The 26,219-nt window shown below is 41.4% G+C and carries 20 protein-coding genes, 1 pseudogene and 1 CRISPR repeat array; of the genes and pseudogenes, 6 read left to right on the plus strand and 15 right to left on the minus strand.

Translation table 11 applies throughout. The features are described 5' to 3' along the window. Window positions 1-183: 183 nt before the first annotated feature. The 3 genes from H6G97_RS08190 to H6G97_RS08200 form a co-directional block, all read right to left on the minus strand. On the minus strand, window positions 184-2,352 hold the full coding sequence (locus H6G97_RS08190; protein WP_199349306.1) for a S8 family serine peptidase: 2,169 nt from the start codon (window positions 2,350-2,352) through the stop codon (window positions 184-186). A 436-nt stretch (window positions 2,353-2,788) separates the two neighbouring features. Further along, window positions 2,789-3,082 carry a 2Fe-2S iron-sulfur cluster-binding protein gene (locus tag H6G97_RS08195; RefSeq protein WP_190940155.1) on the minus strand — a complete coding sequence of 98 codons (294 nt, stop codon included), beginning with the start codon at window positions 3,080-3,082 and terminating at the stop codon, window positions 2,789-2,791. 165 nt (window positions 3,083-3,247) lie between these two features. After that, window positions 3,248-4,087, minus strand: a complete 840-nt coding sequence (locus H6G97_RS08200; protein WP_190940156.1) for a uroporphyrinogen-III synthase — start codon at window positions 4,085-4,087, stop codon at window positions 3,248-3,250. 159 nt (window positions 4,088-4,246) lie between these two features. Between H6G97_RS08200 and H6G97_RS08205 the strand changes: the two are divergent. From H6G97_RS08205 to H6G97_RS08215, 3 genes and pseudogenes are all read left to right on the plus strand, one after another. Further along, a pseudogene (locus tag H6G97_RS08205) lies at window positions 4,247-5,157 on the plus strand (S1C family serine protease). Between the two features lie 929 nt (window positions 5,158-6,086). Beyond that, the gene (locus tag H6G97_RS52275; protein WP_242054845.1) at window positions 6,087-6,206 is read left to right on the plus strand and encodes a helix-turn-helix transcriptional regulator; all 120 of its coding nucleotides are present in this window, start codon (window positions 6,087-6,089) and stop codon (window positions 6,204-6,206) included. A gap of 70 nt (window positions 6,207-6,276) precedes the next feature. Then, the gene (locus H6G97_RS08215) at window positions 6,277-7,506 is read left to right on the plus strand and encodes a glycosyltransferase family 4 protein (protein ID WP_190940157.1); all 1,230 of its coding nucleotides are present in this window, start codon (window positions 6,277-6,279) and stop codon (window positions 7,504-7,506) included. Window positions 7,507-7,748: 242 nt separating this feature from the next. Here the strand turns inward: H6G97_RS08215 and H6G97_RS08220 are convergent, their stop codons facing one another. The 8 genes from H6G97_RS08220 to H6G97_RS52280 all read right to left on the minus strand — a co-directional run bounded on the left by H6G97_RS08220 (window position 7,749) and on the right by H6G97_RS52280 (window position 14,440). Beyond that, window positions 7,749-8,048 carry a hypothetical protein gene (locus tag H6G97_RS08220; protein ID WP_190940158.1) on the minus strand — a complete coding sequence of 100 codons (300 nt, stop codon included), beginning with the start codon at window positions 8,046-8,048 and terminating at the stop codon, window positions 7,749-7,751. Next, complete coding sequence (locus H6G97_RS08225; RefSeq protein ID WP_190940159.1) at window positions 8,041-8,274, minus strand: hypothetical protein; 234 nt, start codon at window positions 8,272-8,274, stop codon at window positions 8,041-8,043. The genes H6G97_RS08220 and H6G97_RS08225 overlap by 8 nt, the downstream gene beginning before the upstream one ends. Window positions 8,275-8,536: 262 nt before the next feature. Then, window positions 8,537-9,290: a CRISPR direct-repeat array (repeat unit 37 nt; unit sequence GTTTCAATCCCTAATAGGGATTTTATTGAATTGCAAT). A gap of 333 nt (window positions 9,291-9,623) precedes the next feature. After that, a complete protein-coding gene (locus tag H6G97_RS08230; protein WP_190940160.1) occupies window positions 9,624-9,947 on the minus strand; it encodes a hypothetical protein in 324 nt (107 codons plus the stop codon). 171 nt (window positions 9,948-10,118) lie between these two features. Then, window positions 10,119-10,298: a chlorophyll a/b-binding protein gene (locus H6G97_RS08235; protein WP_190940161.1), complete on the minus strand. Its 180-nt coding sequence runs from the start codon at window positions 10,296-10,298 to the stop codon at window positions 10,119-10,121. Between the two features lie 174 nt (window positions 10,299-10,472). Then, on the minus strand, window positions 10,473-12,695 hold the full coding sequence (locus tag H6G97_RS08240; protein WP_190940162.1) for an FdhF/YdeP family oxidoreductase: 2,223 nt from the start codon (window positions 12,693-12,695) through the stop codon (window positions 10,473-10,475). A 111-nt stretch (window positions 12,696-12,806) separates the two neighbouring features. Next, on the minus strand, window positions 12,807-13,061 hold the full coding sequence (locus H6G97_RS08245; RefSeq protein WP_190940163.1) for a hypothetical protein: 255 nt from the start codon (window positions 13,059-13,061) through the stop codon (window positions 12,807-12,809). Between the two features lie 399 nt (window positions 13,062-13,460). Then, a complete protein-coding gene (locus H6G97_RS08250) occupies window positions 13,461-13,766 on the minus strand; it encodes a hypothetical protein (protein WP_190940164.1) in 306 nt (101 codons plus the stop codon). Window positions 13,767-14,176: 410 nt separating this feature from the next. Next, a complete protein-coding gene (locus H6G97_RS52280; protein ID WP_242054846.1) occupies window positions 14,177-14,440 on the minus strand; it encodes a hypothetical protein in 264 nt (87 codons plus the stop codon). Between the two features lie 836 nt (window positions 14,441-15,276). Here H6G97_RS52280 and aroA point away from each other — a divergent pair. From aroA to H6G97_RS08275, 3 genes are all read left to right on the plus strand, one after another. Next, window positions 15,277-16,557 carry a 3-phosphoshikimate 1-carboxyvinyltransferase gene (aroA, locus tag H6G97_RS08265; protein WP_190940165.1) on the plus strand — a complete coding sequence of 427 codons (1,281 nt, stop codon included), beginning with the start codon at window positions 15,277-15,279 and terminating at the stop codon, window positions 16,555-16,557. A gap of 1,166 nt (window positions 16,558-17,723) precedes the next feature. Then, window positions 17,724-18,275: a PEP-CTERM sorting domain-containing protein gene (locus H6G97_RS08270; protein ID WP_190940166.1), complete on the plus strand. Its 552-nt coding sequence runs from the start codon at window positions 17,724-17,726 to the stop codon at window positions 18,273-18,275. A 225-nt stretch (window positions 18,276-18,500) separates the two neighbouring features. Then, on the plus strand, window positions 18,501-20,090 hold the full coding sequence (locus tag H6G97_RS08275) for an alkaline phosphatase D family protein (RefSeq protein ID WP_190940167.1): 1,590 nt from the start codon (window positions 18,501-18,503) through the stop codon (window positions 20,088-20,090). Between the two features lie 300 nt (window positions 20,091-20,390). Here H6G97_RS08275 and H6G97_RS08280 read toward each other — a convergent pair whose 3' ends face one another. The 4 genes from H6G97_RS08280 to H6G97_RS08295 form a co-directional block, all read right to left on the minus strand. Then, on the minus strand, window positions 20,391-22,127 hold the full coding sequence (locus H6G97_RS08280; RefSeq protein WP_190940168.1) for an RluA family pseudouridine synthase: 1,737 nt from the start codon (window positions 22,125-22,127) through the stop codon (window positions 20,391-20,393). A gap of 133 nt (window positions 22,128-22,260) precedes the next feature. After that, a complete protein-coding gene (locus H6G97_RS08285; protein WP_190940169.1) occupies window positions 22,261-23,508 on the minus strand; it encodes a hypothetical protein in 1,248 nt (415 codons plus the stop codon). A gap of 782 nt (window positions 23,509-24,290) precedes the next feature. Further along, window positions 24,291-25,130 (minus strand): formate dehydrogenase accessory sulfurtransferase FdhD, encoded by an 840-nt coding sequence (gene fdhD / locus H6G97_RS08290; protein ID WP_190940170.1) that lies wholly within the window; start codon window positions 25,128-25,130, stop codon window positions 24,291-24,293. Window positions 25,131-25,265: 135 nt separating this feature from the next. Then, entirely contained in the window at window positions 25,266-25,955 is a 690-nt protein-coding gene (locus tag H6G97_RS08295) for a Uma2 family endonuclease (protein WP_190940171.1), read from the minus strand. Window positions 25,956-26,219: the final 264 nt, after the last annotated feature.

Consider the following 26,219-nt stretch of genomic DNA (forward strand, 5'->3'; position numbering starts at 1 on the left):
CTCCTGAAGATTTTGGGACAACAGTATTAAAGTCTTCTCATTGATCTTGTTCTTAAGTCAAGTGCATTTTTTCCGCCTTTGTTTATGCTTATCTTACTTAATTTGTCAAGCTCACCCTATACCAAATTATATGAGCTTACCCTGCTAACGAAAGGGCTTTTTACATTGTTATTTTTTGAATTTCTAACATTTGCATTGTAGGCAATCTTCTTTCTTGTCAAATTTTTTTCCTTGACAGCAGTCTGTACGATAGTATTGTTTTGTATCTCTATCATAAAAACATATTATATTGTGCCGAGGACTTATTATTGGGTCATCATACAAATCAAAAATCACATCTTTTTCTAAATCATTTTTAGTAGCATCATCAAAACTACTAATATCAGAAACGCATTCTGACAAAGCCTTTATAGCTGCATCTCTTACAACATCGTCATTACTCTGCAAAGCTTCAGTTAAAACTTTGATCGCAGTTACCTGATATTTACCAAATTTAATTAAGCCCTGTGCTACAGATATGTGTTTGGGAGCTATTTTGGACACATCCAATGTTTTATTTACTTCTTTTGCTTGACCTTTTATGGTCTTTTCTTCTGTCGTCCAGCAATCTTCTAAAGATTTCCGCAGAGAAGAAGTTAATTTAGCTGTTACTGAACGAGGCACAAAATCTATTTCCCTGATCCTTAGTTCAACATCTTCAATCTCATTATTTTTAATCTCTTTTTCTAGAATCTGATCAATTTCCCATAATATTTGATCCAGTTTTGCCTTGAGTTTAGGAAAATCAGAGGACATTTTTTGTCTCCTTGTTGTTTTTGAAATATCTTGCAAATAAATTGGGTTTTGATACTCTGTTATCTTAGGCAGAGAAGGAGAAGCTCTAGTAACTTCCGAGTCAATAACCTTAGATAATTCATTAATTTGATCGTCTTTGTCTATTTCTGCGTTCTGAGAATTCACCAACGGCAATGCTGAGTCATACAAGCTCGTCCCCAGGACTCTATTTTTTACTGCTTCTATTGATGCAGAAGCATCAGCTAATCCATAACCTGTAGCTATGTCTGGGCCTGGATGCGCCCGATTCCCCCCCGTTCTTAGATTACCAGAACCTTCAATAACATCGCGGGCTGTTTGCTGTAAAATTTCCTTCACTTTTGCTGGAGATAGACCAGGATCAAGCTGTTTCATCAGGGCACAGATACCAGCTAACTGCGGTGCTGCTGCTGAAGTGCCGCTAAACGCAGCCCACCCATCTGTGGGTTTTGTACCATCACCAATTAAAGAATGCTCCTGATCTTTCTGGCTACCAAAAGGAACAGGCAACATAATATAAGCTCCATAGGGACGCTGGCCAACCAAACCACATACATCTGGAACCCTGCGCCCTGGATAAATTTGACTGATAAAACTGCTGGCGGAATTGCTTGCTTCCAACTGTCCTTTCAACAGTCCATCCAGATGTTTATAAACACCCCCCACCGAAATCACATCCGGGTGTTGAGATGGAAAACTCCATTGACCATTCCCCGCAGCAAAAATGACGATAATTCCTCGGCTGACGGCATCAGCAATGGCTACAGCTAAGGCTTGATTAAAGGGAGAGAATTGGCGAACGCTCAGATCACTGCCCCAACTGCAAGTAATAATATCTGGTCGTAGTGCAACAGCTTTCTTGAAGGCCGCAACGGCGTTGACGTTCTTGAATTTGCCTGGAAGTGTTAAAACATCAGCCTTAACCATTGTCAACTCTGCATCAGGAGCCACGGCCAGCAGATTGGCAGATTCCCCAGTTCCATGACCGTTATCGTCTTTCAAAGGAGCCGATGAACCAGGAGCAAGGACGACATTTACCTTGTAGTTATACTTGTTGAAAAACGGATGACGATACCATCCGGTATCAACCATAACAACTTTGACACCTCTACCTTTGATGCCATTTTGATGAGCTAAAGTTGCATTTAATCCTTGAGCAATGTCATCTGGTACACGCAGATATTTAACAATTGTTTCTGGTGGAGACTCCGCAGGAATTGGGGGTCGAAAGTAGAAAGCAGGTTCATTGATAGCAATTCCATCTAAAAGCTGATTCCAAATTGTTTGCGATGTATCAATTTCACCAAAGGGCTTATCATCGATCGCATTGATAAATGTAGCTGTTGTTTCTCCAACTATCTTCTTGATGACGGGAATTTCAACTGTCTCTAGGTTTGTCTGGAGCGATCGCTCATAAATATCTGAATCGGCAGCTATACTAATTGATGTCTTCCCAACGTCTAAAATCTCAAATCCTTCTGCCTGTAAGCGTTTAACTGCTAAACTGAGCAGGTTTGGTTCCGCATAAAATTGAGCCACATTTTCACTAGTGACAAGGCTCGAAGAGTGCAACAACGACTCCCCACTTACTGAACGAACAATCGCTTCAGCGTATATTTTTGAGGGTAATTTTGCCAGTTTGTCCAAGTTTTTTGTAGACTCTTATTTCGGCGAAGGTATTGCTGGTAATTATATTATTCTTGGCGGCGAAGCGATGTGCAACTTAATATTCTGATATTACTTCTATTCCTCTCTCCTAAAAGGACAGAGGAATAGAATTTTCCCCCTTATTTCAAATGGAAGGGGGTTAGGTTTGAGTAAAAGTTGCACACGGCAATATAATTTAGGACTCCTGTTTGATTTTTGAACAAAATTCAGTACAGATTTATTCCTTCTTGCCTGTTGTCTGTTACGGAGCAAAAACCAGCGTTACAGGAAGAAGGCAAGTCCAGATCATATTTCTCGTTAGCGATCTCTAAAGCTCATCTTCTTGATGGGTTAAGATTGTACAGTCAGAAGTAGCATAGGCAACACAGGTAAGGACAAATCCATCGTTAACTTGATCGTCGTCTAAGAAGTTCTGATCATCTTGGTTAATTGAACCTGAAATCAGCTTGCCGGTGCAGCTAGAGCAAGAACCAGCCCTACAGGAGTAGGGTAAGTCTATACCTTCGTCATCGACAGCCGCATCTAAGATGTATACATCATCTTCAACATTAATTGTTTTGTCGCCATCTGGGGTCTTTAATGTGACTTTATAAGTTGCCATGTAACAATCCCTAGTTCAAATAAACTCCATATTCGATACTACGAGTTTATGTGCTGCTAGTCTAGAGTTGATTATGGTTGACTGTTTAGATTCTCCAGGGGTTAGTTGGGCTAGTTTATATGTACCAAAAGCTCTACACGAAAATCAGAGAGGAAAAAATGCTGCCTAGGCGTAGCCCGTCGTAGACATCGCATCAGCAAATCCTTGAAATGAACTATAATCCTTAGACACGATAGAGACATTCATACCCAACTTTTGGGTATTAGCGGCGGTATAAGGGCCAAAACATGCAATGACACAATGTTCATAATCGCTTGGCGAGTTGACCATTTTCAAAAAGCTTTCTACTTCTGCTGTGCTACTAAAGGCAATTACATCGATCATTCCTTGACGCATCAAGTTTAATTCAACACCATAGATACTTGCGTCTAAACCTTGTGTGATATATGTGGATACGCGAGTTACTTCTATACCCAATTTCTGCAAATCCGTAATTAAGTTGGGTACAACATCAGGCTCAGGCAAACCAACAACTTCTGGAGCAGGTAATAGTACTTTTTTTTCGTGAATATGCGGAAGTTTCGCTAATTCAGCCACAATTCCGGCTGGACTAGATTCTGTGGGAATTAAATCTACTTTGCCACAAAAAGATAATAAGCTTTCTGCGTCTTTTCCCAAAGCACATAATTGGCATTTTTGCACGACAGATACAGGAATATTTAAATCATTCATCCGGTGAAAAAATGCAGTGATACCATTTCTACTTGTGAAGACAATCCAATCAAATTCTTCTATGTGGATTAGAGCAGTATCTAATTTATTGTAGTTTGATAAATAGCAAGTTTCGATAGTGGGCATGAAAACAGGTAAACCACCTTGTTTGATGATTTGTTCAGATAACCTATAAGCATAATTTCTCGGTGCTGTAACTAAAATTCTCTTGCCATATAGAGGTAATTCTCTGGATGGAGTTAGCAAGTTTATTTCTTTTGATTGGGTGTGCATTTATTTATCTCCCATTTCATATCTTGATTCCGCAACGCCAAAAAGCTGATGCAAATCCTAGCCATTTTTCTAGGATAAATTCTCCTCATTTTTCTGATGTCGTCTGTGTTGATAAAACGGCACGATATGAACATCCAAGAACGTTTACGGAAAAATCTTATGTCTTCATTACTGGCTTTATCCAATAGTTTAGCTGACACCGTAGAAGAAGCTGGGAGTGCTGTGGTTGCTGTAAATGGGGGTACACGTCTTTCCCAAGTGGCATTCACTGGCGTAATGGTATCATTGTTACCTCTGATGAATCTCTCCAGCGCTATGATGATATCACCGTTACCCTATCAAATGGTAATACTGCACCAGTAACACTTATCGGTCATGACTCTAGCACCGATATAGCTGTTTTTAAACTAGAGAATGTAGAAATACCTGTGGCAAAAATTGGCGATGCTAAAACGCTCAAAGTCGGTCATCTGGTACTAGGACTGGCAAGAGGTAACGAAGGTGACTTAAAGGCAGCGATGGGTGCAGTGAGTGTAGTTAGCGGTGCTTGGCGGAGTATGAGTGGCGGAAATATTGACCAATTCATCCGCCCAGACATCACCCTTTACTCTGGTTTTGCAGGCGGGCCGCTCGTGGATGCTGCTGGTTTTGTGGTAGGCATGAATACATCGGGGCGGCGTGGTACTGCTTTGACGATTCCTACTGCTACAGTCGATCGCGTGGTTGACCAATTACTAGCAAAAGGGCGTATTTCTAAGGGCTACTTGGGTGTGGGAATGCAACCTGTACGCTTACCAAATAACCTAAAAACTGCTCTCAATTTAAGTTCGGCAACTAGGGTAATTGTTCTCAATGTTGAGGCTTCGGGCCCTGCTGAAAAAGCAGGTGTGTTGCTTGGTGATGTTTTGGTAACATTCGATGGCGTAACGGTAGGCGATACAGGTGATGTGTTAGCGTTACTTAATAGTAGCGATCGCATTGGTAAAGCTGTCAATGTGCAAATTATCCGGGGTAGAGTGTTAATTGAGTTAGCGATCGCAGTTGGCGAACGGCCTACTAAGAAGGAATAATCCCAATTTGGATGGGTTTAACTAGCTCTTTGAAAATTTATAGCGATTCCGATTCAGATGCGGTACAAGATTATATCGCGGGGTGTAAGGGCATGGCACTGCCGTGCCCCTACGGGTGTACCTCACGTAAATGAGAAGCGCTATATCTAACTTTTCTATTCATTCGAGCTTCTGAACTCGAAACTTTAACTTTCAAACACGGAACTTCGACCTTTTTGCTCGAATGTTGAGCTTCTAAACTTGGAACTTCGACCTTTTTACTCGAATGTTGAGCTTCTGAACTTGGAACTTCGACCTTTTTGCTCGAATGTTGAGCTTCTGAACTTAGAACTTCGACCTTTTTGCTCGAATGTTGAGCTTCTGAACTTGGAACTTCGACCTTTTTACTCGAATGTTGAGCTTCTGAACTCGGAACTTCGACCTTTTTACTCGAACGTTGAGCCTCTGAACTCGGAACTGTCAGAATTTACTTTCCCGGTTGTGGGGAGTGCATCTGATTTGGATGTATTGGCGAGTGAAGTTGGGCAATTACAACCAGATGCGGTGCTGGTAGATTTAAGCGGTAATCTTCAAAAATCAGTGTGGGAAAAATTGCTGGCTATTCAAGAACAGCAATACCCATTAGGAATGATCGTCATTGTTGAGGAGCTGGATAATATCGACTTAGAGACAGCGTTACGTTCTGGAATTCGGGGAATATTGCCCAGTACTAGCACAGAGCCAGAAATTGTTGCGGCTGTGGAAGCGATCGCTTTTGGTTTGCTGGTGCTGCACCCGGATGCTGTAGAATTACTATCTATCCGAGAAAAAGTGGTAGCAAATCCTGTGCAAAGCTTGACACCACGGGAGATAGAGGTTTTAGGTATGCTTGGTTCTGGGTTGGGGAATAAAGCGATGTCTACGACGGGCTATTCAGTGTCGCTAAAGGCTTGCATATTTCTGAGCATACCGTCAAATTTCATCTCTCATCTATTTTTCAAAAGCTCAGTGTCTCCAGTTGCACCGAGGCTGTTGCTGTAGGTGTGCGCCTGGGTTTAATTATGCTTTGATGAATCAAATGATGACATAAAGCCTCTAATGAGGTCATGGTGTATATATCACATTTGATTCATCACTTATATGAACATTTTAATGCTATCTTCCACCTTTCCCTACCCACCAACGCGCGGGGGAACCCAAGTTAGGACATTTAATTTACTTAAATACCTGAGCCAACGTCATACTGTCACCCTAGCAACTCAACGCGAGGGTGATGTTACAGATGCAGAAATAGCAGGATTACGCGATTGTGTAGATCATCTAGCTATTTTTGAACGTCCGCCAAATTCTCAAACTACCGGAATATTAAAGAAAATACAGAGATTTGGTAGATTTTTGCAACAGGGGACACCGCCAAGTGTACTCAACCGCTACTCGGTTGAAATGCAAACATGGATTGATAACTGGGTGAACGCAGGGAAATGCGATGTAATTACTTGCGAACATAGCGTCAATGAAATTTATATACAATCGCATTTTCAGAAACAACTAAAAACCATAGTTAATGTTCATAGTTCTGTTTACGCTACCTGTCGGAACCAACTAGCAACGGGTATTTCTGAAAATTCATTCAGAGATAAAATTAATCTGCCACTTTTGCGGCGTTATGAGCAAAGCTATTGTGCTAAATTTTCGGCAATTGTGGTGACAACAGAAGAAGATAAAATTCAACTACAGGAATTTAACCCCAATAGTGAAATTACAGTTATTCCCAATGGCGTAGATTTAGTTTCTTTCCCCAACCGTACCACCGATCCAGGAGGACATCGCCTAATTTTTATTGGTGCAATGGATAATTTAGCAAACATTGATGCTGTCTGCTTTTTCAGCAACGAGGTTTTGCCAGAAATCCAAAAATTATATCCTGATACAACTTTCGATATTGTCGGTTCTCATCCGGTATCAGAAGTTTTAGCGCTTAATCAAAAACCAGGAATTAATGTAATTGGGCGTGTGCCTTCGATGGTAGAATATTTGCATCAAGCCGCCATCTGCGTTGTACCCATGCGAACTGGGTTTGGCATTAAAAATAAAACTTTAGAGGCAATGGCAGCTGGTATACCTGTAGTAGCTAGCGATCGCGGCTTAGAAGGATTGAGCGTAGATGGTGCTAGTCATACATTAAGGGCATTACGAGCGAATACACCCACAGAGTATGTCACCGCTATTAGTCAACTATTTGATCGTCCACATCTGCGGTCAGAATTGTCTTACAACGGTAGACAACTCGTAGAAACAGAATTCACTTGGGATATCGCTGGTAAAAGTTATGAACAAGTTTGTCTTGGAAGGAATCATACTAATTCGTAATTCGTAATACTCGCCAAAAGCGAGAAGCAAGCTACGTAATTCTGAATTATGACACACATAAAAATGCTTGATCTAATAAATAAAGATCCCATTTTATGCTTTTAGATAAATTCTAATTGTTCTATCTTATAGCTGTGGGACAAATATTTGTAGAGACGTTGCAATGCAACGTCTCTACATCGGTCGTGCAAATTATCTTATCCAAATTGTATTGTTTCAAGGTTAGCTTGGTAAAAAGCACATTAATTATTTTCAAACTTAGTCGAAGCTCCTAACACAAGTAATTTCTTATGCTTACGCTTATTCTTATTTTTCAGGGTAGTCAAATAGTTATCGACGTAACGAAAAGCCGCTGCACAGTCATAATCAGCAATAGCTATAGCTTGCAAGAAAACCTTTGGCGGAATTTCAAACCCTAAAAATTTTTCTGTTAAAACTAACAAATCTTTATCTGTGGCAGGAAAAGTAGTATCTTCTACATCTTCAATATCTTCTGCATCTTCTGAATTAGAAAATATATCTTCGAGTAATGCTTTATACACTTTGTACCTCCCCAAAAGCATAAGATGCAAAGCCTGTGATAAAGTTTAGTTGCTGATCGCGAGTTTGTAAGTTCAGTGGAAGTTCAGTACCAGGACACCCTATTTCCCGTAAAATTTCCAAACAATAAGTACTGAGTTGAGTGTATGGAGCTTGCTCCAATTCTTGAGCTACTTCTAGAGCCATCTTCACATTGACTTGGATAACCGTCTTTACAGGGTTGGTCATAAACACGCCCTAATAAACTTGATGCTCTAAGTTTTGATCACAAGTCCAAATAGCGTAACGGTGTTTTTGCGGAATTTATGAAGAAAGGAAATTAAAGTATCAGCGCATTTGCGGTAATCTATCCGAAATTATGCAAACTAGCCTGATATCTCAGCAATCTCGCTCTAGGTGCGGTAAGCTATGCATAGCATCTTCTGAAGAAAGCGATCGCTTATCTTAAATTGTCTTCACATTGAGGATTTTAGGTAATTGCAATGGCACTGTTTCAATCCCTAATAGGGATTTTATTGAATTGCAATTTATAGCTACAAAATTCATTCAAGGCGACTTTTATGTTTCAATCCCTAATAGGGATTTTATTGAATTGCAATCATGCCGTCAGGGTCAAGATTAAAGTAATTAGCTGTTTCAATCCCTAATAGGGATTTTATTGAATTGCAATGCATCAAATAAAGATTGCGCTGTTTTCTGCCATCTGTTTCAATCCCTAATAGGGATTTTATTGAATTGCAATGTCAATTCACGATTTACTAAGATAGACATATTCAGTTTCAATCCCTAATAGGGATTTTATTGAATTGCAATATTATCCTCTATTTTTCCTATATATTCCCAAAGCGTGTTTCAATCCCTAATAGGGATTTTATTGAATTGCAATTCACACCACTTTTACCCTTTACTTCTCCATCCGAAGTTTCAATCCCTAATAGGGATTTTATTGAATTGCAATCACAATGACGAGAAGTGCTAAGAGCATAAGCAAAGTTTCAATCCCTAATAGGGATTTTATTGAATTGCAATTTTAGAAATCACTGAATCATATATATCGAATAACTGTTTCAATCCCTAATAGGGATTTTATTGAATTGCAATATCGCATCTGAAGTCTCCGCCCGTTTCGATGCTTGGTTTCAATCCCTAATAGGGATTTTATTGAATTGCAATTCTCGAAGCTCTGAGTAAAGCTGTCCGATCGCATGTTTCAATCCCTAATAGGGATTTTATTGAATTGCAATCGCTGGCTTCTGAAAGCTTTGCCTTATTTGGATTTTCAAGGTTCTGTTGCGCGAACATGAAAATAATAACACGAGGCGTTGTGATTTGGCTAAAGGCAAATGGCTGAAAACTAGTCCAGGTAAGGTGCGCGAATGGTTTAGAAATGCTAATTCTCTCAAGTGATTGCATGTAGGGCGATTCAGCCATTTTTGTCGTCACCCCTTCCCCAACACCTACCCATCCGCGCATTCAGTGAAAAAACTAATCCGATTAGAAAGCTGCTGACTTTATAAATATCCTATTCGATTAGGTTAGCTGACTTCAAAGCAATGCCAACACCATGATGACTTAACTTACTTGGCAACGTCTTCAAAGTCTGTTATGGCACAAGCAAATTCTCTAAAAGCTGTTTTAATCAGAACCTCTTTTGTTCCCCTTTCTAGCGAAGAATTGCGTATGAGGTCTGTTAATTCTATAAACAACAGAGAAAACATAAAACGATCTTGGCGGTCAACTTGTTTCAAACAAGACGATATAAACTGATAAAGCTCTGTTTTTCTAGGTTTGGTTTGTTCATCCCATATTTGCAACCCAAGCCGAAAAGTTGTCAAGCGGATTTCATTAGTGTTGTAGGACGCGTCTTTGTAGCGAACTGATACGCGCTGGGGTATTTCCATAAGTTTTAGCTATACATATTCAATGTAAAGTAATTATTCAGTTATATTTTGGCTCAACCGGAAAAATCTGAGATTTTGCACCAATCTCAACAACTCCCATAGCTTAAAAACAAAGGTCTTACGTAGAATATATACAGGAACGCACGCCTGTGCGCCCCTGCTATGATCAATTTAGAGGATACCCCAGAAATGGAGTAAACCTTGACCAGTGAAAGCTTCAATCAAAATCGCAGATAGAAAACCAATCATTGCAAGACGACCGTTCCAATTTTCACTCTGAGGAGTGAAGCCAAAACGCACAGCATTAGGATCTTCTGAAACAATAGGCGCAGGATTCTTAAAACCTGACATGAGTAAAACTCCAAAATTCAAGTGTTATGGCAGTTGTAAGTGTCTGTAAAGTAATGTAACAGATGTTTAAAAAAATGCAACAGTAAAATGGACTAGAGATTGCGGATTAAGAACTAGAAATTGGGTAAGGGAGTTCCAGTTAAAAAGCATCCTATCCTGAAGGCACAAAGCGTTTCAGATTTTTTCCAGACGCACGATCGCATTATAATCAGGTACACCTTCAAGCGATCGCTTACTTTTATCTAGTAGCACATTCCCTTCTGGCCAATGCACTTGCAAGTTTCCTGACTGAATTGGCGCAATATAGACTTGACAGAACAACTCGCCTAACTCATTCTTGAGGATGACGCGATCGCTATCTTTTAAACCCAACAGTGCAGCATCAGCAGCATTCATTAGCACCGCCTCTCGCATTGCCCCAGTAATTGCATCCTTGCGTTCTTGCACCATACTATTAAATTGTTTGCCTCGGCGCGTTGCTAATAAGAAATAGCCTTCTGGTAATTCTCTTTGGCGTGGCAATAATACCCCAAAATGTGCTTTACCATCTGGTGTAGGGAAATTCCAACCAAAGCACAAATGTGAGCCGCCATATTGAAACTGATCGCCAGCTTGCTGTAAATGTTGAATACCAGCATATTGGGGGACAACTTGAGCAATTTCTTGACGGATAGCAGCTGTGTCAGCAAAAGCCAGCTTATCTGCCAAATCTGGTTTTACCCGCCTTGCCAATTCTAAAAACACTTCCCACTCAGGACGCGCTTCTCCAATGCGCGGCCCCGGAATTTCTGGACTGAAAATTACCCGGCGTTCGGTGTTAGTTTCAGTCACTCCCCCTGGTATTTCGTAGCGAGTCGTCGCAGGTAAAAGCACCACAGTCTCAGCAGGTTCCACCAACATCTGGCTGGAGAGAACAATATCTATATGTACCCGCAGCGGTATTTTCTTCAGCGCCGCTTCGACATAATCTGGTTCTGGCAGAACTTCTAAGAAATTTCCACCCACGGAAACCAACACATCTAATTGTCCCTGATGTGCAGCGTTAATCATTTCTGGAGCAATTAAACCTTTACTCGCTGGCACATCAAAGCCCCAATGCTGACTCAATTGGGCAGCATTTTCTGGAGTGATAGATTTACCACCAGGAAATACTGTGGCGTAACATCCCATTTCAGCACCACCCTGCACCCCAGAGTGACCGCGAATTGGCATTAAACCGCAGCCTTCCCGACCGACAAAACCTTTGGTAAGAGCTAAGTTGATGATACTTCGCACGTTATCTTCACCGCATTCATGCTGGGTAATGCCCATACTCCAAACAAATACGGCTTTATTCGCTTCTTTGACCATTTTGGCAAAGGCGTACATTGACTCGCGGGATGTACCAGAAAGCCGCTCTAATTCTTCCCAAGATTGGCTTTCTAACGATGCTTTGAGTTCAGCAAAGCCATCTGTGTATAAATCTATAAATGACTGGTCTACCCAGTTGTTAGCAATTATATGTTTAATTGTGCCATTTAAAAATGCTATATCCCCGCCCATGTTGATTAAGAAGAAGTCTTCAGCAAACTTTGTACCGAAAACAGCACTTTCTACAATTGAGGGAACCCAGTAGCGCTCCATTCCTGGCTCGCGGTAAGTATTAATAACTACAATCTTTGTGCCAGCTTTTTTAGCATAATGGAGATATTTAACGGTAACAGGCTGATTATTGGCAACATTGGAGCCAATGAAGACTAATAAATCAGTTCCAATCCAGTCTTTATAAGAACAAGTCGTAGCCCCTGCACCCAAAGCAGCTTTCAGCCCCGCCGTACTGGGAGAATGGCAAATGCGGGCGGCGTTATCAATATTATTGCTTCCCATTGCCCGCACAGCTTTTTGGGTGGCATAATAAGTTTCGTTGACAGTGCCGCGACTAGTAACATAGAAACTGAGGCGGTCTGGTGTAGTGGAGTGGATGCGATCGCTAATTACCCCTAAAGCTTCATCCCAACTCACACGGCGAAAGCCTTTTTCCCCTCGTTGACGAATCATCGGGTACGGGAGTCTTCCTAAGTCCCGTAATTGAGCACTTTTTTGCTTTTGCAACTGCGAGACATCCGCCAATAGCACAGGGTCAAAAGCTGGCATCGTATTCATCTGCAACAACCGCAACCGAACATTGCAGAGATGAATCCCATCTAATGTCCAATCCTTCATCCCGGTTGTTCCGAGAGCGCAACCATCGCAGACACCTTTATTTAGGATATTCCACGTATATGGTAGTTTCTTACGAGATAACCAAATTGCGCGAAATACTTCCCAGTAGTTGTTAGGGTACTGTTCGCCGATGCCAAAGGGTTTCCAACTTGCCCAGTGCTGGGGTGTCCAGTGTTTTTTGGGTTTGGGTAACATGAGGCAATATGTGTAAGTTGCTGGATTCTCTTAGGCTATCGTTTTGATTACGAAATGAGTAGCAGACAGTTAAAAATCGTTTTATTCGCTGAATATGCCAAAAGGAGAAAGTCAAAGCTGTTTTTGAGAAATAAAAAGCTGCTTTTGCTTGTTGAATATACCAAAATGAGAAATAAAAAGCTGCTTTTGCTTGCTGAATATACCGAAATGAGAAATAAATAGCTGCTTTTGCTTGTTGAATATACCAAAATGAGAAATAAAAAGCTGCTTTTGAAAAATAAAAAGCTGCTTTTGCTTGCTGAATATACCAAAATGAGAAATAAATAGCTGCTTTTGAGACAGTAAAAGCAGCTTTTGAGAAAGCAATTGCAGATTTTGCTTATTGAATTTAGTCAAAAGATGAAGTTCAGGTAAGTTATTGAAAGCATTCCTTATAATTTCGATGCCTAAGTTAGGTTTTATCCTTGAACACAAGCTAAGAATAAATACTTTTAACTTTTTTTAATCCGGGATTAGTAAGCATAAAATTATACTTCAATATGAAAAAAGGAATGCGATCGCTCTTTGTCAAGAACCTGCGTAGGCGCAGCCCGTCATAGACATTAATACCTTTCGGTTAAAAAAATTAATAAAAGAAGAGATTAATTGTTTCTTTTTTTACTTTCAACAGATAATATTTTATAAATCTTTAAAGCAGTAGTTGAAATAAAAATCCCTGCCACAGACAGTTGACAGGGATAGCGGTTTTTAGCTGAGGCTTGTCTCTCAGCTAACAAAATCTTTGTGGGCAGTGACAAGCATTTGAGCCTGCCTTAAAACGTTTCCGAATAAATAAAAAGGAATCTGCCAAGCTGCAACAGTAACTTCTTTGACAATATCTTGTACACTAATTGCGATTAATTCATGCTCTGGCGGCTCTCCTTCAATTGTACCAGACCAAGTAAAAGCTAATAAGAAATCATCCTCTCCAGGCAAGGATGCAATTAAGCATTCTTCTGGTGTTGGCTGGCAAATAATTCCATGATCGTTTGCAAGTTCTACTAGTCTTTGAAATTTGTTTACGTTCGTCATTTGTCCTTTGTGTGTAATTGAATCTCAGTTTTAGAAGAAATCATATTTTTAACTCCAGAACTCAAGTGAGTTGCTTTATAGCAGAAATTACGAATTATTAATTATTCGTTGAAAATTATGAGTTATGGGAGTTGGATCAGCCTTAAGTCCAAAATCTTAGCGCGATCGCTTGGCTGTATCAGCAACAATTGTTACTGTTTGAGAAAAAGCTAGACTACCTACTTTTTCGGTTTACTCTATTTAGATACACCTCCATTTGTTACCATTTCAAGATTGATGCCTTAATCTCACCCTAGCTGACGCAGTTCATTGAGAATTTCGTCAGCTTTCGGGAGAACCGCTGTAAACCAAAGCAGAAAAAGATGCTCGTCAACATGAGACTGTTGGATCACCTTGGCATAGATGTGTTCTTATTCTATAGACGGTTCTGCTTCAATTAATAACTTGAGTTTGAGATTACTCAAGAGTTCTAAAGAATGTGGCGATCGCAATTTCGCCCCTTTTTCAGAGAGGCTAATCAATGCTCCTATAAATACTGTTCTCACTGCATATTTTTCCTGCAAAATGGTATATTTTACAGGTATTTCTCGATTGAGAACAATTATTTTTTCATCATCATTAGGCAAGAATAAATTATATTTACCGCCAATGCCACGAATTTCACAAATTGTCACAAGGTGTTTTATTCCTTTAGGTTATATTTGTAGTTGCCTAGCAATTTGAAGGTCGATATTGGCATCTTTACAGGTATTTTCGGAAATTAAAATCTGTCCGCCTACGGTATAAGACTCAATTCGGGCAGCTAAATTAACATGACTGCCAACAACTGTATATTAGACCTCTTGCAAAAGTTCCTTTTGCAAGAGGCAGGGGAAGGGGAAAAGGGCAAAGGAAAAGGGAAAATTTCATTCCTTTTCCCCACTTCTGCAAGAAGTCTATTGAGCGCGTTTTTGAGAACCAACATTTCCCGCTACAGCCTCGCCAGTGTTAATCCAGATTCCCATTTCGAGAATTGGGAAATTAATTTGCTGATTTTGTTTATTCACTTGCTGCATTGCCAATTGCAAAGCAATAGCACAAGCAATCGCTCGTTTTTATTGGTAAGTGTGGGTGGAAATGATGGAGGAGGGAGAGCAGGGGAGAATAATTAATAACCAATGCCCTTTTTAATTTGGTGTTGATTTCTCGTCGGATGTGCAACAATCGATCAATGGTTCTGAAGCGATCGCACTTAAACCAACTGACTTGAAAAATAGTCCAGCGTAGCTGTACGAAACTAGTCAGCGCTTTATGCCAAATCCCAGCATCTATGCAAAAGCTGGGCAATTTGTACAAATTTGTCTTGAGGCACGGGGAGAGAAAGAAACAAGTGTATTCAGGATTATTCAGATAGTAAAAATTACTAAAACTTTCTCTCTTCTCTAGCTGCTTACCTTGACTCCCCTGCCCCTTTTGCTCAAGATATGGGAATATATAAAGTTGTAGCTAACCGCCTACGTAGAGGTCTAAAGTGGATACCATTGAAATTCCTGCTCTAAATCGGCCAGTAGATGCCACAGTAGAAATTCCCGGTTCTAAAAGTCTTACCAATCGGGCGCTGCTTGTCGCTGCTTTGGCGCAAGGTGACTCCATTTTAGAAAATGCTTTATTTAGTGAAGATAGCGAGTATTTTGCCAAATGCGTAGAGCAATTGGGCATTCCCATTACGCTAAATCCTGATCTGGCACAGATCCAAGTGGCGGGAAGGGGAGGCGACATTCCAGCTAAACAGGCAGATTTATTTGTGGGTTTGGCAGGTACAGCAGCACGGTTTATCTCGGCGCTGGTGGCACTGGGGAACGGCGAATATCGGCTAGATGGCGTTCCTCGGATGCGAGAACGACCAATGGGTGACATGCTGACGGTGCTGCAAACGGGTGGAGCAACCGTTAACTTTGAGGGAAACTCCGGGTTTATGCCCTACACCGTCTATAGTCAGGGATTCGCTGGCGGAAATTTTCGGTTGAAAGCTAACCAAACAAGTCAGCAACTTTCGGCATTGCTGATGATTGCGCCTTATGCTCAACAAGATACGAGCATTGAAGTTGAGGGGACATTAGTTTCTCAATCTTACGTCAAAATGACCTGTCGTCTGATGGCGGATTTTGGGGTGGAAGTGATTCAAATCGGCGATAATCAATTTCAGATCAAAGCCGGTCAACGTTACCAAGCTCGACATTACACAGTAGAACCTGATGCGTCAAATGCCTCTTACTTTTTTGCCGCCGCCGCCGTGACGGGTGGACGGGTGCGAGTCAAACATTTGACCAAACAATCCTGTCAGGGTGATATTCTCTGGCTGAATGTTTTAGAACAGATGGGTTGCCAAATTAAGGATTCGGATGATTACACCGAAGTGACGGGGCCGAAGCAATTGCAAGGCATCGACATTGATATGAATGATATATCGGATTTAGTGCAAACATTAGGAGCGATCGCGCCTTTTGCCAGTTCACCGATTACTATTCGTAATGTGGAACATATTCGATATAAGGAAACTGACCGGATTAAAGCTGTTGTTACAGAGTTACGTCGGCTAGGAGTCAAGGTTGAAGAATTCGCAGATAGACTGAGAATTGAGCCTGGCCCCATTACCCCGGCGGCGATTGAGACTTATCACGATCATCGAATGGCGATGGCTTTTGCTGTCACCGGTTTAAAGGTTCCAGGGATTGTAATTAAAGATCCTGGCTGTACAGCGAAGACTTTTCCAGATTACTTTACCCGATTCTTTAAAATGATAGAACAATAACGAGTTGAACAAGAATTCAGAATTCAGGAGCAGAGCCGGAGACGCTCTGCCTCCGCTCCTGAATCAAGACGCGACGCTCTCTACGAGACGCTGCGCGAAGGAATACTCGCTACCCTATAGTTGTACAAAATTCATTCTGTTAGCGGTAGCGGGGCGTTTGGCCCATTCTGACTCACCTCAACTGCGCTCGGCGACCACCTGATATCATGTCCGATTTAATACTTATGTCATTGCGAGCGAAGCGCGGCAATACCAAAGCCTTGCGATTGCTTCATTCCACTTCGTTGCATTCGCAATGACATATCCTAAGTGATTTACCGAACTTGATATGACTCGTGAATTCTGTTCGATAAACCAGAGAAATGGGAAATTGAGATTTTTTCGACTTGTGTGTACACTGTAACCCTGCAAGCGAGGAAGGGATTAAAGGTTGGGTATTAAGGAGTTTTGCAAGATATCTATCGATGAGTAGATATAATACGGTTCAGTTAGGTTTATATTAACGGTGAGTTTGAGTGTGTAAATACGCGAAACTGTACTTCTTAAGTCTGTGCTAACGCGTCTTTACATGGATAGGGAATACATTAAAAATCTCATGCGAACTGTATTGCGAGTAAATAGTAATGCTGACTAATTCGCTATCAACAAGATCCCCGGTTTTTCTAAGCAAGCGGGGATATCAGGCTTGGAATTCTCACAAATAAAATCAGATTGCTATAGTTATTATAAATTATTTTTCCCTTTCGGATCAGCACTACCAACCCTCAATAATAGGGCTGAAACTTCTGAAATGGTGCATAACATATAGCTTCTAAAGTTTTCATAGAAATGACTTGTTTATCGGCTAACTTATTTATTAGCAAACTTAAATTATATTTTATTTTTACCTTTAATTAAAGTTAGCTTAAACTCAGGATTCTAAAATAAAGTGTCTCAAAATAGTTGAAGACTTGTTTCTTTTTCTGGAAACAGGAAAAATCATTGATTTTCATCGCTGTTCTAACCAGCTATGAATACCCATTTGGAAAATAACGTAGTTAAAAACAAGTTATTTTTATCCGAATAGCTGTAAAACCCAAAGGGTGGGAAGCAGTCAAAATAAGGGCTGTATCGTTAGCTTAGTGTAGTTGCATGGCTTACAGAAGTGTATGGTGAGGAAAACTGAGATGAAATTGGTTCCAAAATTATTGGTTGCTGCTGCTACCCTTACTTTAGGTTTTGCTACCGTAGATGCCAAATCTGCATCTGCCGCAATTCTTAATTACGCTTTCACAGTTGATAGCCCAGTAACTAAGGGAAATGGCTTTTTTAGCTTTGATGACTCAACCTTTAGTAATGACTATAATCCTGAAGCTAATATTAAGTCGCTCTCTTTCAAATTTGATGGCGACTCTACTGTTTACACTGAACAAGATGATGCCAACTACCCAGATTTTCCTCTTGTCTTTCCAACCACATCCTTAACAGGAGAAACATATTTTGCATTAGATTATCATTTCAATGATAAAGCTAATCCTTCCAGTTCTATCAGTTATGAAATTATTGGTGAGGATTTTACAATTTACTCTAGAACTTCTCCAAATTTTGAACCCATATCTGGGACAGTTTCTTATAGACAAGTACCTGAATCTACACCTTTAATTGGCGTTTTATTTGCTTCTAGCCTTGGCTGGATGATGAAGAGAAAAGTAGTATCAATGAAAAAGGTTAAAATCTAACCTTGATTAAGTTGATCTTAACGCTTTCTTTGCCAAGTATTAATCTTTGATTAGTAGGCTTTTATCTGGCAAAACAACATCTAACACATTGATAGCAAGAGAAAAATTAGGAATTAAAACCTAATTTTGTAAGGAAGTTAGTTACGAAGTTTTCCTACAATTAACCTACCTTCTTTGTGTTAGCTGTTGCTGTACTTTAACTTACCTGTTAGTCAGGAGTAGAAAATGGTAGATTACCGGAATTTTGAGCAGTTCCTGCACAGTCGAATGAAACGACGCAACTTAATTATCGGCGCAGGAGCATTGTCTGGTTTAGCGATCGCTAATCAATTTTCTTCTCAAAGAGCGATCGCTAAAAGCAGATTTTCCAATTATCCTTTTACCTTGGGTGTAGCGTCGGGTGAACCCTACCCTACCAGCGTAGTGATCTGGACTCGTCTGGCTCCCGAACCCTTAAACGGAGGTGGAATGCCACCTGTAAATGTGCCAATTCGCTGGGAAGTAGGAACTGATCCCGACATGAGGCGGGTTGTCTCCAGAGGTACGGTACTGGCAGCCCCACAACTAGCTCACTCAGTTCGAGTTGTAGTAGAAGGACTCCAATCTGATACTTGGTACTGGTATCGTTTTCTTGTTGGACAAGACTCTAGCCCCATTGGTCGTACTCGGACAGCGCCTCTAGCAAATAGCTATTTGAGTAAATTTAACTTTGGTCTAGTCTCCTGCCAAAACTATCAACAGGGATTCTATACCGCCTACAAATATCTAGCACAAGAAGACCTCGATTTAGTAGTGCATGTTGGCGATTACATCTATGAAGGGGGAATCTCAGACAATGGCCCTAGACAACACAATGGTTCAGAAATTTTTACTTTAGAAGATTACCGCAACCGTCACGCCCTCTATAAAACAGATACCAATCTGCAAGCAGCTCATGCAGCCTTTCCTTGGATTGTTACCTGGGATGACCACGAAGTAGAAAACAACTACGCCAACGACATCTCTCAAGTTGATACTGAACCAGATCAGGATCGGGCAATTTTCCTCCAACGGCGAGCTATTGCTTATCAGGCTTACTACGAACACATGCCTTTGCGTCCGTTCTCGCGCCCTGTTGGCCCCGATATGCAACTTTATCGTCGGCTCTCCTTTGGTAACTTAGCTACCTTCCATGTTCTAGATACCCGCCAATATCGCACCGATCAGCCCTGTGGTGATGGCACTAAAGAACGTTGCCCAGAAAATTTAGATCCGAAGGCAACGATTACCGGTAAGGCGCAGGAGGATTGGTTATTTGATGGTTTAAATACTTCACAATCCAAGTGGAATGTTTTGGCGCAGCAAGTACCCATTGCTCAACGGGACACGACACCAGGCCCTGGCGGAACTTACAGCATGGATAAATGGGATGGTTATGTGGCTTCGCGCGATCGCCTGATGGCTTTCCTCGGACAGCGCAAGCCTTCTAACCCAGTATCCTTGGCAGGTGATGTGCATTCCCACTGGGCGATGAATCTGAAGGCTAACTTTGATCAGCCAGAATCTGCCACACTCGGCAGTGAATTTGTCTGTTCTTCAATTAGCTCCGGTGGCGATGGATCAGACACTACCCCCGCAGTTGAAGCTTACTTACCCGATAACCCACACATTAAATTCTTCAATAGTCAACGAGGATATGTTCGCTGTGCCCTGACTCCCACAACCTGGAAGTCAGATTATTTAGTTATGTCAAATGTCACAACCCCCAATGGCACCATTAGTAAACGGGCTTCATTTGTGGTTGAAAATGGCCGTCCAGAAATACAACAAGCCTAATCGTTGAATTCCCAGGTATTAGTATCAGACAATCACAGGTAGAAACAGGTAAATCATCAGTGTTTATCTGTTTCTATCCCAATACGGTTTAGTTAAGGCTAAAACTTTTTGTCAAAGCCAGTTTTTTCGAACCACAGAGGCGCAGAGAACACAGAGAGAAGAAAGAAATGCTTAACTGAACTGTATTGCTTCCTCCCCTGCAACGCCAGCGCCCCCTGCTCACTAAAGCGATGGGTATTTTTTTAGTTGGAAGTCCCTGAGAGCGATCGCTAGAATAGCGAAACTGGATATGGCATTGAATTAAAATGGCGTATTTGCTTGTAAATGCAGCGTTTGTCTCAATTGTAAATGCTCGAAGCGAAGTTCTCTAGCGTGCAGATGTAACCGACTAGTAACTGCACAGCATCCATAAAGGCGATCGCCTAAAATAGTTACTCCAAGTCCTCGTGTATCAGCCGCATGCACCCTTAATTGATGAGTTCGCCCTGTGAGCGGGGTAAATTCTACGCGGGTATAGTCTCCTTCTCTCGCCATTACCTGGAAGTGTGTCAAGCTGGGTTTACCGTGCTGCCAATCAACTTTTTGATAAGGACGATTTTCAGGATCTCCCCACAATGGCAAATCAATCACACCTTGGTCAACTGTCACAGCGCCAAAAAGTATGGCTTCATAAACTTTGTGAATCTGACGTTGCTGAAACTGCTGGCTAAGTTGTCGATGGGTTTGGCGATCGCGTGCTAACAACAAAATACCAGATGTTTCTTGATCTAGGCGATGCACAGATGCAAGCGCCATGCCATTTGGTAAAAGATGACGTAATCGGCTCAAAACACTATCTTGGCGATCGCGATAACGTCCAGGTACCGAAAGTAACCCAGCAGGTTTGTTTACAGCAATCAGCCATTCATCTTCATAAAGAATGGGAATTTCTCCCTTAATAGGAGAGAAGGCTGGGAAATTACAACGTTTTTCATTGGAGTCAAACACATTAGAGTTACGAAAATGTGTTGTTGTATTAAAATCCCTATTAGGGATTGAAATAGGTCTTAACCCTGAGAGCAAAAAGCCCATCAATGGCTGACATCGCTCGGCACACGCTCCGTAAAACTCTCCCTGAATTTTATCCTGATTTACGGAAGACGCACCCCACCAAAATTCTGCCATTGCCAATGGTTTGAGATTATGTGTTGCCGCATAATGAAGCAATTTTGGGGCACAACAGTCTCCTGTGCCGGTGGGTGAACCTCCTGGCATCAATTCCTGCAATGATTGCGATCGCCCAGAAAAATTAGTCAGGCTGTAGCTAGCGTGCATCTGAGCTTGCAATTGACGAGACAGTGCTTTACGCTGTTGTTTCAGTTCACTAATTCGCGCATCCGTCGCTGCAATTACCTGTTGTAGGGGCTGTAATACCGCATTTTGCTGGCGTTTAAGTTGTCGCCGCTCAATTCCCTGCTGACGGCTCTCTTCGTCGAGTTCTTCAAGGGCAATCGTGAGTGCTTCTTGAGTGAGTGTATTGTAAATTTGCTGACGTTTTTCCTGTCGTTGATGTTTGCAATGGCGATGGCGATCGCTCATTGCTTGTAACTGCTGCTCAAAGTCATTAAACAAGATTTCATACTGCTGGCGTTCGGTCAGTTGCTTCAAAGTAATAATTTCTTGCTTAATCGCTTCCAACTGTGCCAAAGTACGGGCTTCCTCGAAAGCAACTTCGTCTCTTCCGGGAATTGGTGGCACCCAGCCTTCAACCACACTGCAACCATTCAAAAGACCGGAGAAGGCTTTTAGTACCCGTTGTTCGCCATTAGGCAGTTCAACCAATAGTATTCCATACATCTTGCCTTCGTGAGAATAACATTCATTATTAGTAAAGCGTTGCATTAGTCCGTAAGCGATCGCTTCGGACAGTGAAGTGCGGGGTAATTTTAGGCAATCGCCACTTTGCGGACAACGCCCTTCGTACCAATAATTACAAGATGAATCGCTGATGGCAAAATCGTAGTCGATGAAATCTGAAAGTGGGTCCAGAACTACCATACAATGTATGATTACAAATCTAGTCGATCCTAATATTTTAAATTCTTACCTATACTAACAAGTTCGTAGTCAGGATAGTCCTTATTTTCTAAGCACTAAAGTTTTGACTACAAACCTTCTTTTACTAGCTTGACTAAGTATTAGTTGAAGTGCGATCGTCTTCTGGTATAAACACTTCTTGAGATAAGTTGGCTTCTCCAGATGTAGGTTCTGGATCTTTTGTCATACCATGATGTTCTTGCCCTCTAAGCCCAAGATATGTTGCGGCACTGATTCCTTGTAGTGTCAGAAGTGTATCATCAAATTCTGGCATTGCCAGATTTTTAATTACCTCCCAAACAAAAAATAGTCCGATGCCAACTGTCCAAATAAATGTTTGGAACCGATGAAAATTTACACCATTAATATCCGATAAGATATCGGTAAAAAAACCTTTAGAAATGCCTTGACTACCTTTTCTTTCTTTCTCATTACCATGCCCATCAATTAAGGAACTACCAAATGCAGTTACAGAGTTAATTCCTAATAAAACTAGTGATTGTCCAGTTAAAATATTGGTGTAATCTCCTGTTATGCCGTAGATAATTAGGTAAGCAGAAAAAATTAAAAATGTCCAGAAAGCGAGTTGAGATATCGAGAGGCTGAAGGGATTTCTATACTCTTCTTTTGAACCCAGAAAAAACTTAGCAATTCCCGAATGACCTTTCTTTTTAGGCATAAATTCTTTTGTAATCAACCTTTCCTGACCATTGATTACTTCTTTTTTAGAGTAAATTCCTTCTATTCCAGGGCTACGTAGGCTGTCTCGCCCATACCTAATAAATATCAAGACAATAGCTATAACTAGAAGCAGACACAGCCAAAATCGCCATGAGAACAGAACTATTTTTAATTGAGGAGGTGACAAAGGATCGCTCACCGGAATCTCCACTTTTCCGGGACAGCCTACCCCAACTATGGCATCAATACTAGGTTTAGTTGTTCCACCAAGCAGCGAATTCCATGCAGTTTCAGATACATCATTACGTTCAAGCCGAAAGGCTAACCAATCATTATTAAGAGTTGGCTTTTGATTTTCACCCTCCTCCATGATACTGACTGGTTCTCCGTGGAGTTCCTGTAGCTGATAGCCATTTAGGTACAATACTAATTGGCGAGGATCAAATAAATTGCCTTTAGGCGTTGTACTTGTGGCTGCTGCTGACAATCCTTTAACTTTTACCCTGATGCGATCGCCCATTTTAACTTGGCTGCGATCGTTATCAGCAATGACTCGTTCAGTTCTGAGAGTCGTAGGAACATAACAAGCGCGAGACGATGCAAAATTTACAGAAGGGACACCTGAAGTATCTTGAGCGATCGTAGCAAAATTGACAGACACAATCAGAGAAAACACCAATAAAAAAATAGCAGTAAGTCTTTTAGTATTTCTATACATTGCTCAGTATTACCAAGTAAACTATGTCGTAGTTTACTCCTACTTGAGCAATGCAGAATATTAAAAAACTTGTCTGAGAAACAATACCTCTGCTAAAGAGACTTACGGTGTACATACAAGTCTTTTGGGCGTTGCATATTTGCGGGATGATTTGGCAACTTCTAAAATTCTCCCCCTGCTTCCTCTGCCTCCCCTGCCTCCCCTGCTTGCCTCAATTCATCCCACTGTTCTGCAACGCCGTCTTTTGATCTGCACCTTTGTTGCATCGCCCTGTACCTTTGTTGCATCGACCTACAAGAATTAACCCACCCTACGTTACACAGCAACTTTAAAAGATTTGTGTGTACACTTTGTAAGCCAAAGAGACATGGGCAATGGCTGTGGTGGTAACAGAGCTTCTTGTACTGAGCGCAGTCGAAGTATGTCGTACCACTTCCAATACGGTTCGGTTAACAAAGTTATCTGTTGAGGCGAGCAGGGGGAGCAGGGGGAGAAGAGAAGCAGGGGAAGAGAAATTGCTTAATAATAACTCTCTTGCCTCCCCTGCTTATCCGAACCGTATTGGTACCACTTCCCTACGGGACGCTACGCGAACGTGGAAGCAAGCTACGCGCAGCGTTTCGTAGAGAAGTGCAGGCTACGCCTAAGCCTTTATCTTTTTGGCTGATAGCGGTAGTCATAGAGCAACAAGAAGTATCTATGAAAATATTTTTAAATTTCGGTTCCTAAGCAGTGTTTATTCTTTGCAAACCAGTGTAAACATTAAACCGTTCTCCGCGCAGGAATCCAATTAAGGTAATCCCGAATTCTTTGGCGACAGACACCGCCAAACTACTGGGAGCGGAAACAGAACAGACAATGGGAACTCCAGCAGTTGTAGACTTTTGCAAAATCTCAAAACTAGAGCGTCCGCTGACCAAAACAATACAATTATTTAAAGGTAATTCGTCACTGAGCAAAGCTGTACCAATCAATTTATCCAAAGCATTGTGTCGCCCAACATCCTCACGCAGGTTTAACAATTGTCCTTGAGCATCGAAGATAGCCGCAGCGTGCAAACCTCCTGTAGCAGCGAAGATACCTTGAGCAGCGCGGAGTTTGTCTGGCAAACTATAGATGATTTCAGGTGTTACCGTTGGGCCAGAAGGAATTACTGGACATCCCCGCAAACGCAAAGCCTCAAGGCTAGCTTTACCACACACCCCGCAGGCGCTACTAGTGTAAAAATGACGCTCCAATGGCTGTAAGTCTGGAATCAACCCATCCCGCAGTTCTACATTGACGATGTTATGGCGCTGCTCACCATCTACTAATTTATCCACACAGTAGCTGATACGTCGGATATCTTCTCTGTCGTTAACGACTCCTTCACTATAGAGGAAACCAGCAGCTAGTTCAAAATCTGCTCCTGGTGTCCGCATGGTTACAGCTACCGTTTTCTGGAAAGGGGCGAGGCGAATTTCTAAAGGTTCTTCGGTGGTGAGTTGGTCTAAACGCGATCGCATCTTACCATTTTCCACTACCCAAACTTGCGCTTTGATTTTACTGCCAGTTTGTGTATTCATTACCTATAAAATTTTAGGCATGATCAATTTTTATATAGCGGTTCTCGTTTACGTGAGGTACACCCGTAGGGGCACGGCAGTGCCGTGCCCCTACACCTTGCAATATAATTTTGTACCGCATCTGAATGGGAACCGCTATAAGTTTTCTGGATCAATATTTAATTCTCGCAGTTTTGCTGCTAAATGATCGGCTCTTTGTTTTTCTTGTTCGGCACGTTGCGTCTGTTGTTGAGCAAACTCTTCAGGTGTGGGAATTAGCTGCCCTTCTGGAGTGAAATAACGCAATTTATTTTCATGAACACCCAAGTACAAACTTAGTTGCTGACTCCACAACCAACCTTGAGGGTTAGATTCGATGGGTTGATAAGTACCCCCAACTAAAATAAACCCAGCAAATTCTAAATTATTTGGGTCAAACCAGAAGTATTCGGGAGTGCGAAAAATATCTTGAAAAGTTTGTTTTTTTAAACCTTTGTCAATCGCCACCGTGGACTCAGACAGAAGCTCTACAATGATATTGGGATATTTGCCATCTTCTTGCCATACTACCCAACTTTTACGAACTTTGCGCTCACACCCCAGAGCTACAAAAAAATCGGGCCCCCGGAAGTCTTCTGATTTACGCTGGCGAGGACTGTAGTAAATTGTCAGATTACCCGCAGCATAAAAATCATTGCGATTTTGCCACCACAATTCCAAACATTGTAATAGCAGAATTATTTGGCGTAGATGTAATTCACTTTCCAAGGGGGGTTCGTCACTATATAAGTCTCCTGGAGGAAATATTACATCTTTTGGGAAGTCAAAATCTTTGGTGGCGGACATGAGGGCAAGTTTTGGGGTGACATTAAGTTTAGCGTAGCAGTAGAAGTTTATAGATAGTGTTGGCTGCGATGTCTGATGAGCAGTTGCTCTGCGTCTATGCTTATACCACGCGATCGCTTCTAGTCACAGTCGTTACTTAAAGTTTTAACACTATCTCTGCTTTCCTATACATTGAAGTAGGCATTTTTGTAACTAGCAACTTGGGTTATCTATATACCTACCCTAAGTAGGGTTATCTATCTGAATTTGTTCGTTAAGTTATAT

The sequence above is a fragment of the Nostoc flagelliforme FACHB-838 genome (assembly GCF_014698065.1).
Classification (GTDB): Bacteria; Cyanobacteriota; Cyanobacteriia; order Cyanobacteriales; family Nostocaceae; genus Nostoc; species Nostoc flagelliforme_B.

Coding starts and splice junctions, on each gene's coding strand:
- H6G97_RS08230 (WP_190940160.1), bottom strand. CDS start 9,947: ATGGAAATACCCCAGCGCGTATCAGTTCGCTACAAAGACGCGTCCTAC.
- H6G97_RS08270 (WP_190940166.1), top strand. CDS start 17,724: ATGAAATTGGTTCCAAAATTATTGGTTGCTGCTGCTACCCTTACTTTA.
- H6G97_RS08215 (WP_190940157.1), top strand. CDS start 6,277: ATGAACATTTTAATGCTATCTTCCACCTTTCCCTACCCACCAACGCGC.
- H6G97_RS08240 (WP_190940162.1), bottom strand. CDS start 12,695: ATGTTACCCAAACCCAAAAAACACTGGACACCCCAGCACTGGGCAAGT.
- H6G97_RS08250 (WP_190940164.1), bottom strand. CDS start 13,766: ATGACGAACGTAAACAAATTTCAAAGACTAGTAGAACTTGCAAACGAT.
- H6G97_RS08280 (WP_190940168.1), bottom strand. CDS start 22,127: ATGGTAGTTCTGGACCCACTTTCAGATTTCATCGACTACGATTTTGCC.
- H6G97_RS08275 (WP_190940167.1), top strand. CDS start 18,501: ATGGTAGATTACCGGAATTTTGAGCAGTTCCTGCACAGTCGAATGAAA.
- fdhD (WP_190940170.1), bottom strand. CDS start 25,130: ATGAATACACAAACTGGCAGTAAAATCAAAGCGCAAGTTTGGGTAGTG.
- H6G97_RS08195 (WP_190940155.1), bottom strand. CDS start 3,082: ATGGCAACTTATAAAGTCACATTAAAGACCCCAGATGGCGACAAAACA.
- H6G97_RS08225 (WP_190940159.1), bottom strand. CDS start 8,274: ATGACCAACCCTGTAAAGACGGTTATCCAAGTCAATGTGAAGATGGCT.
- H6G97_RS08295 (WP_190940171.1), bottom strand. CDS start 25,955: ATGTCCGCCACCAAAGATTTTGACTTCCCAAAAGATGTAATATTTCCT.
- H6G97_RS08200 (WP_190940156.1), bottom strand. CDS start 4,087: ATGCACACCCAATCAAAAGAAATAAACTTGCTAACTCCATCCAGAGAA.
- H6G97_RS08235 (WP_190940161.1), bottom strand. CDS start 10,298: ATGTCAGGTTTTAAGAATCCTGCGCCTATTGTTTCAGAAGATCCTAAT.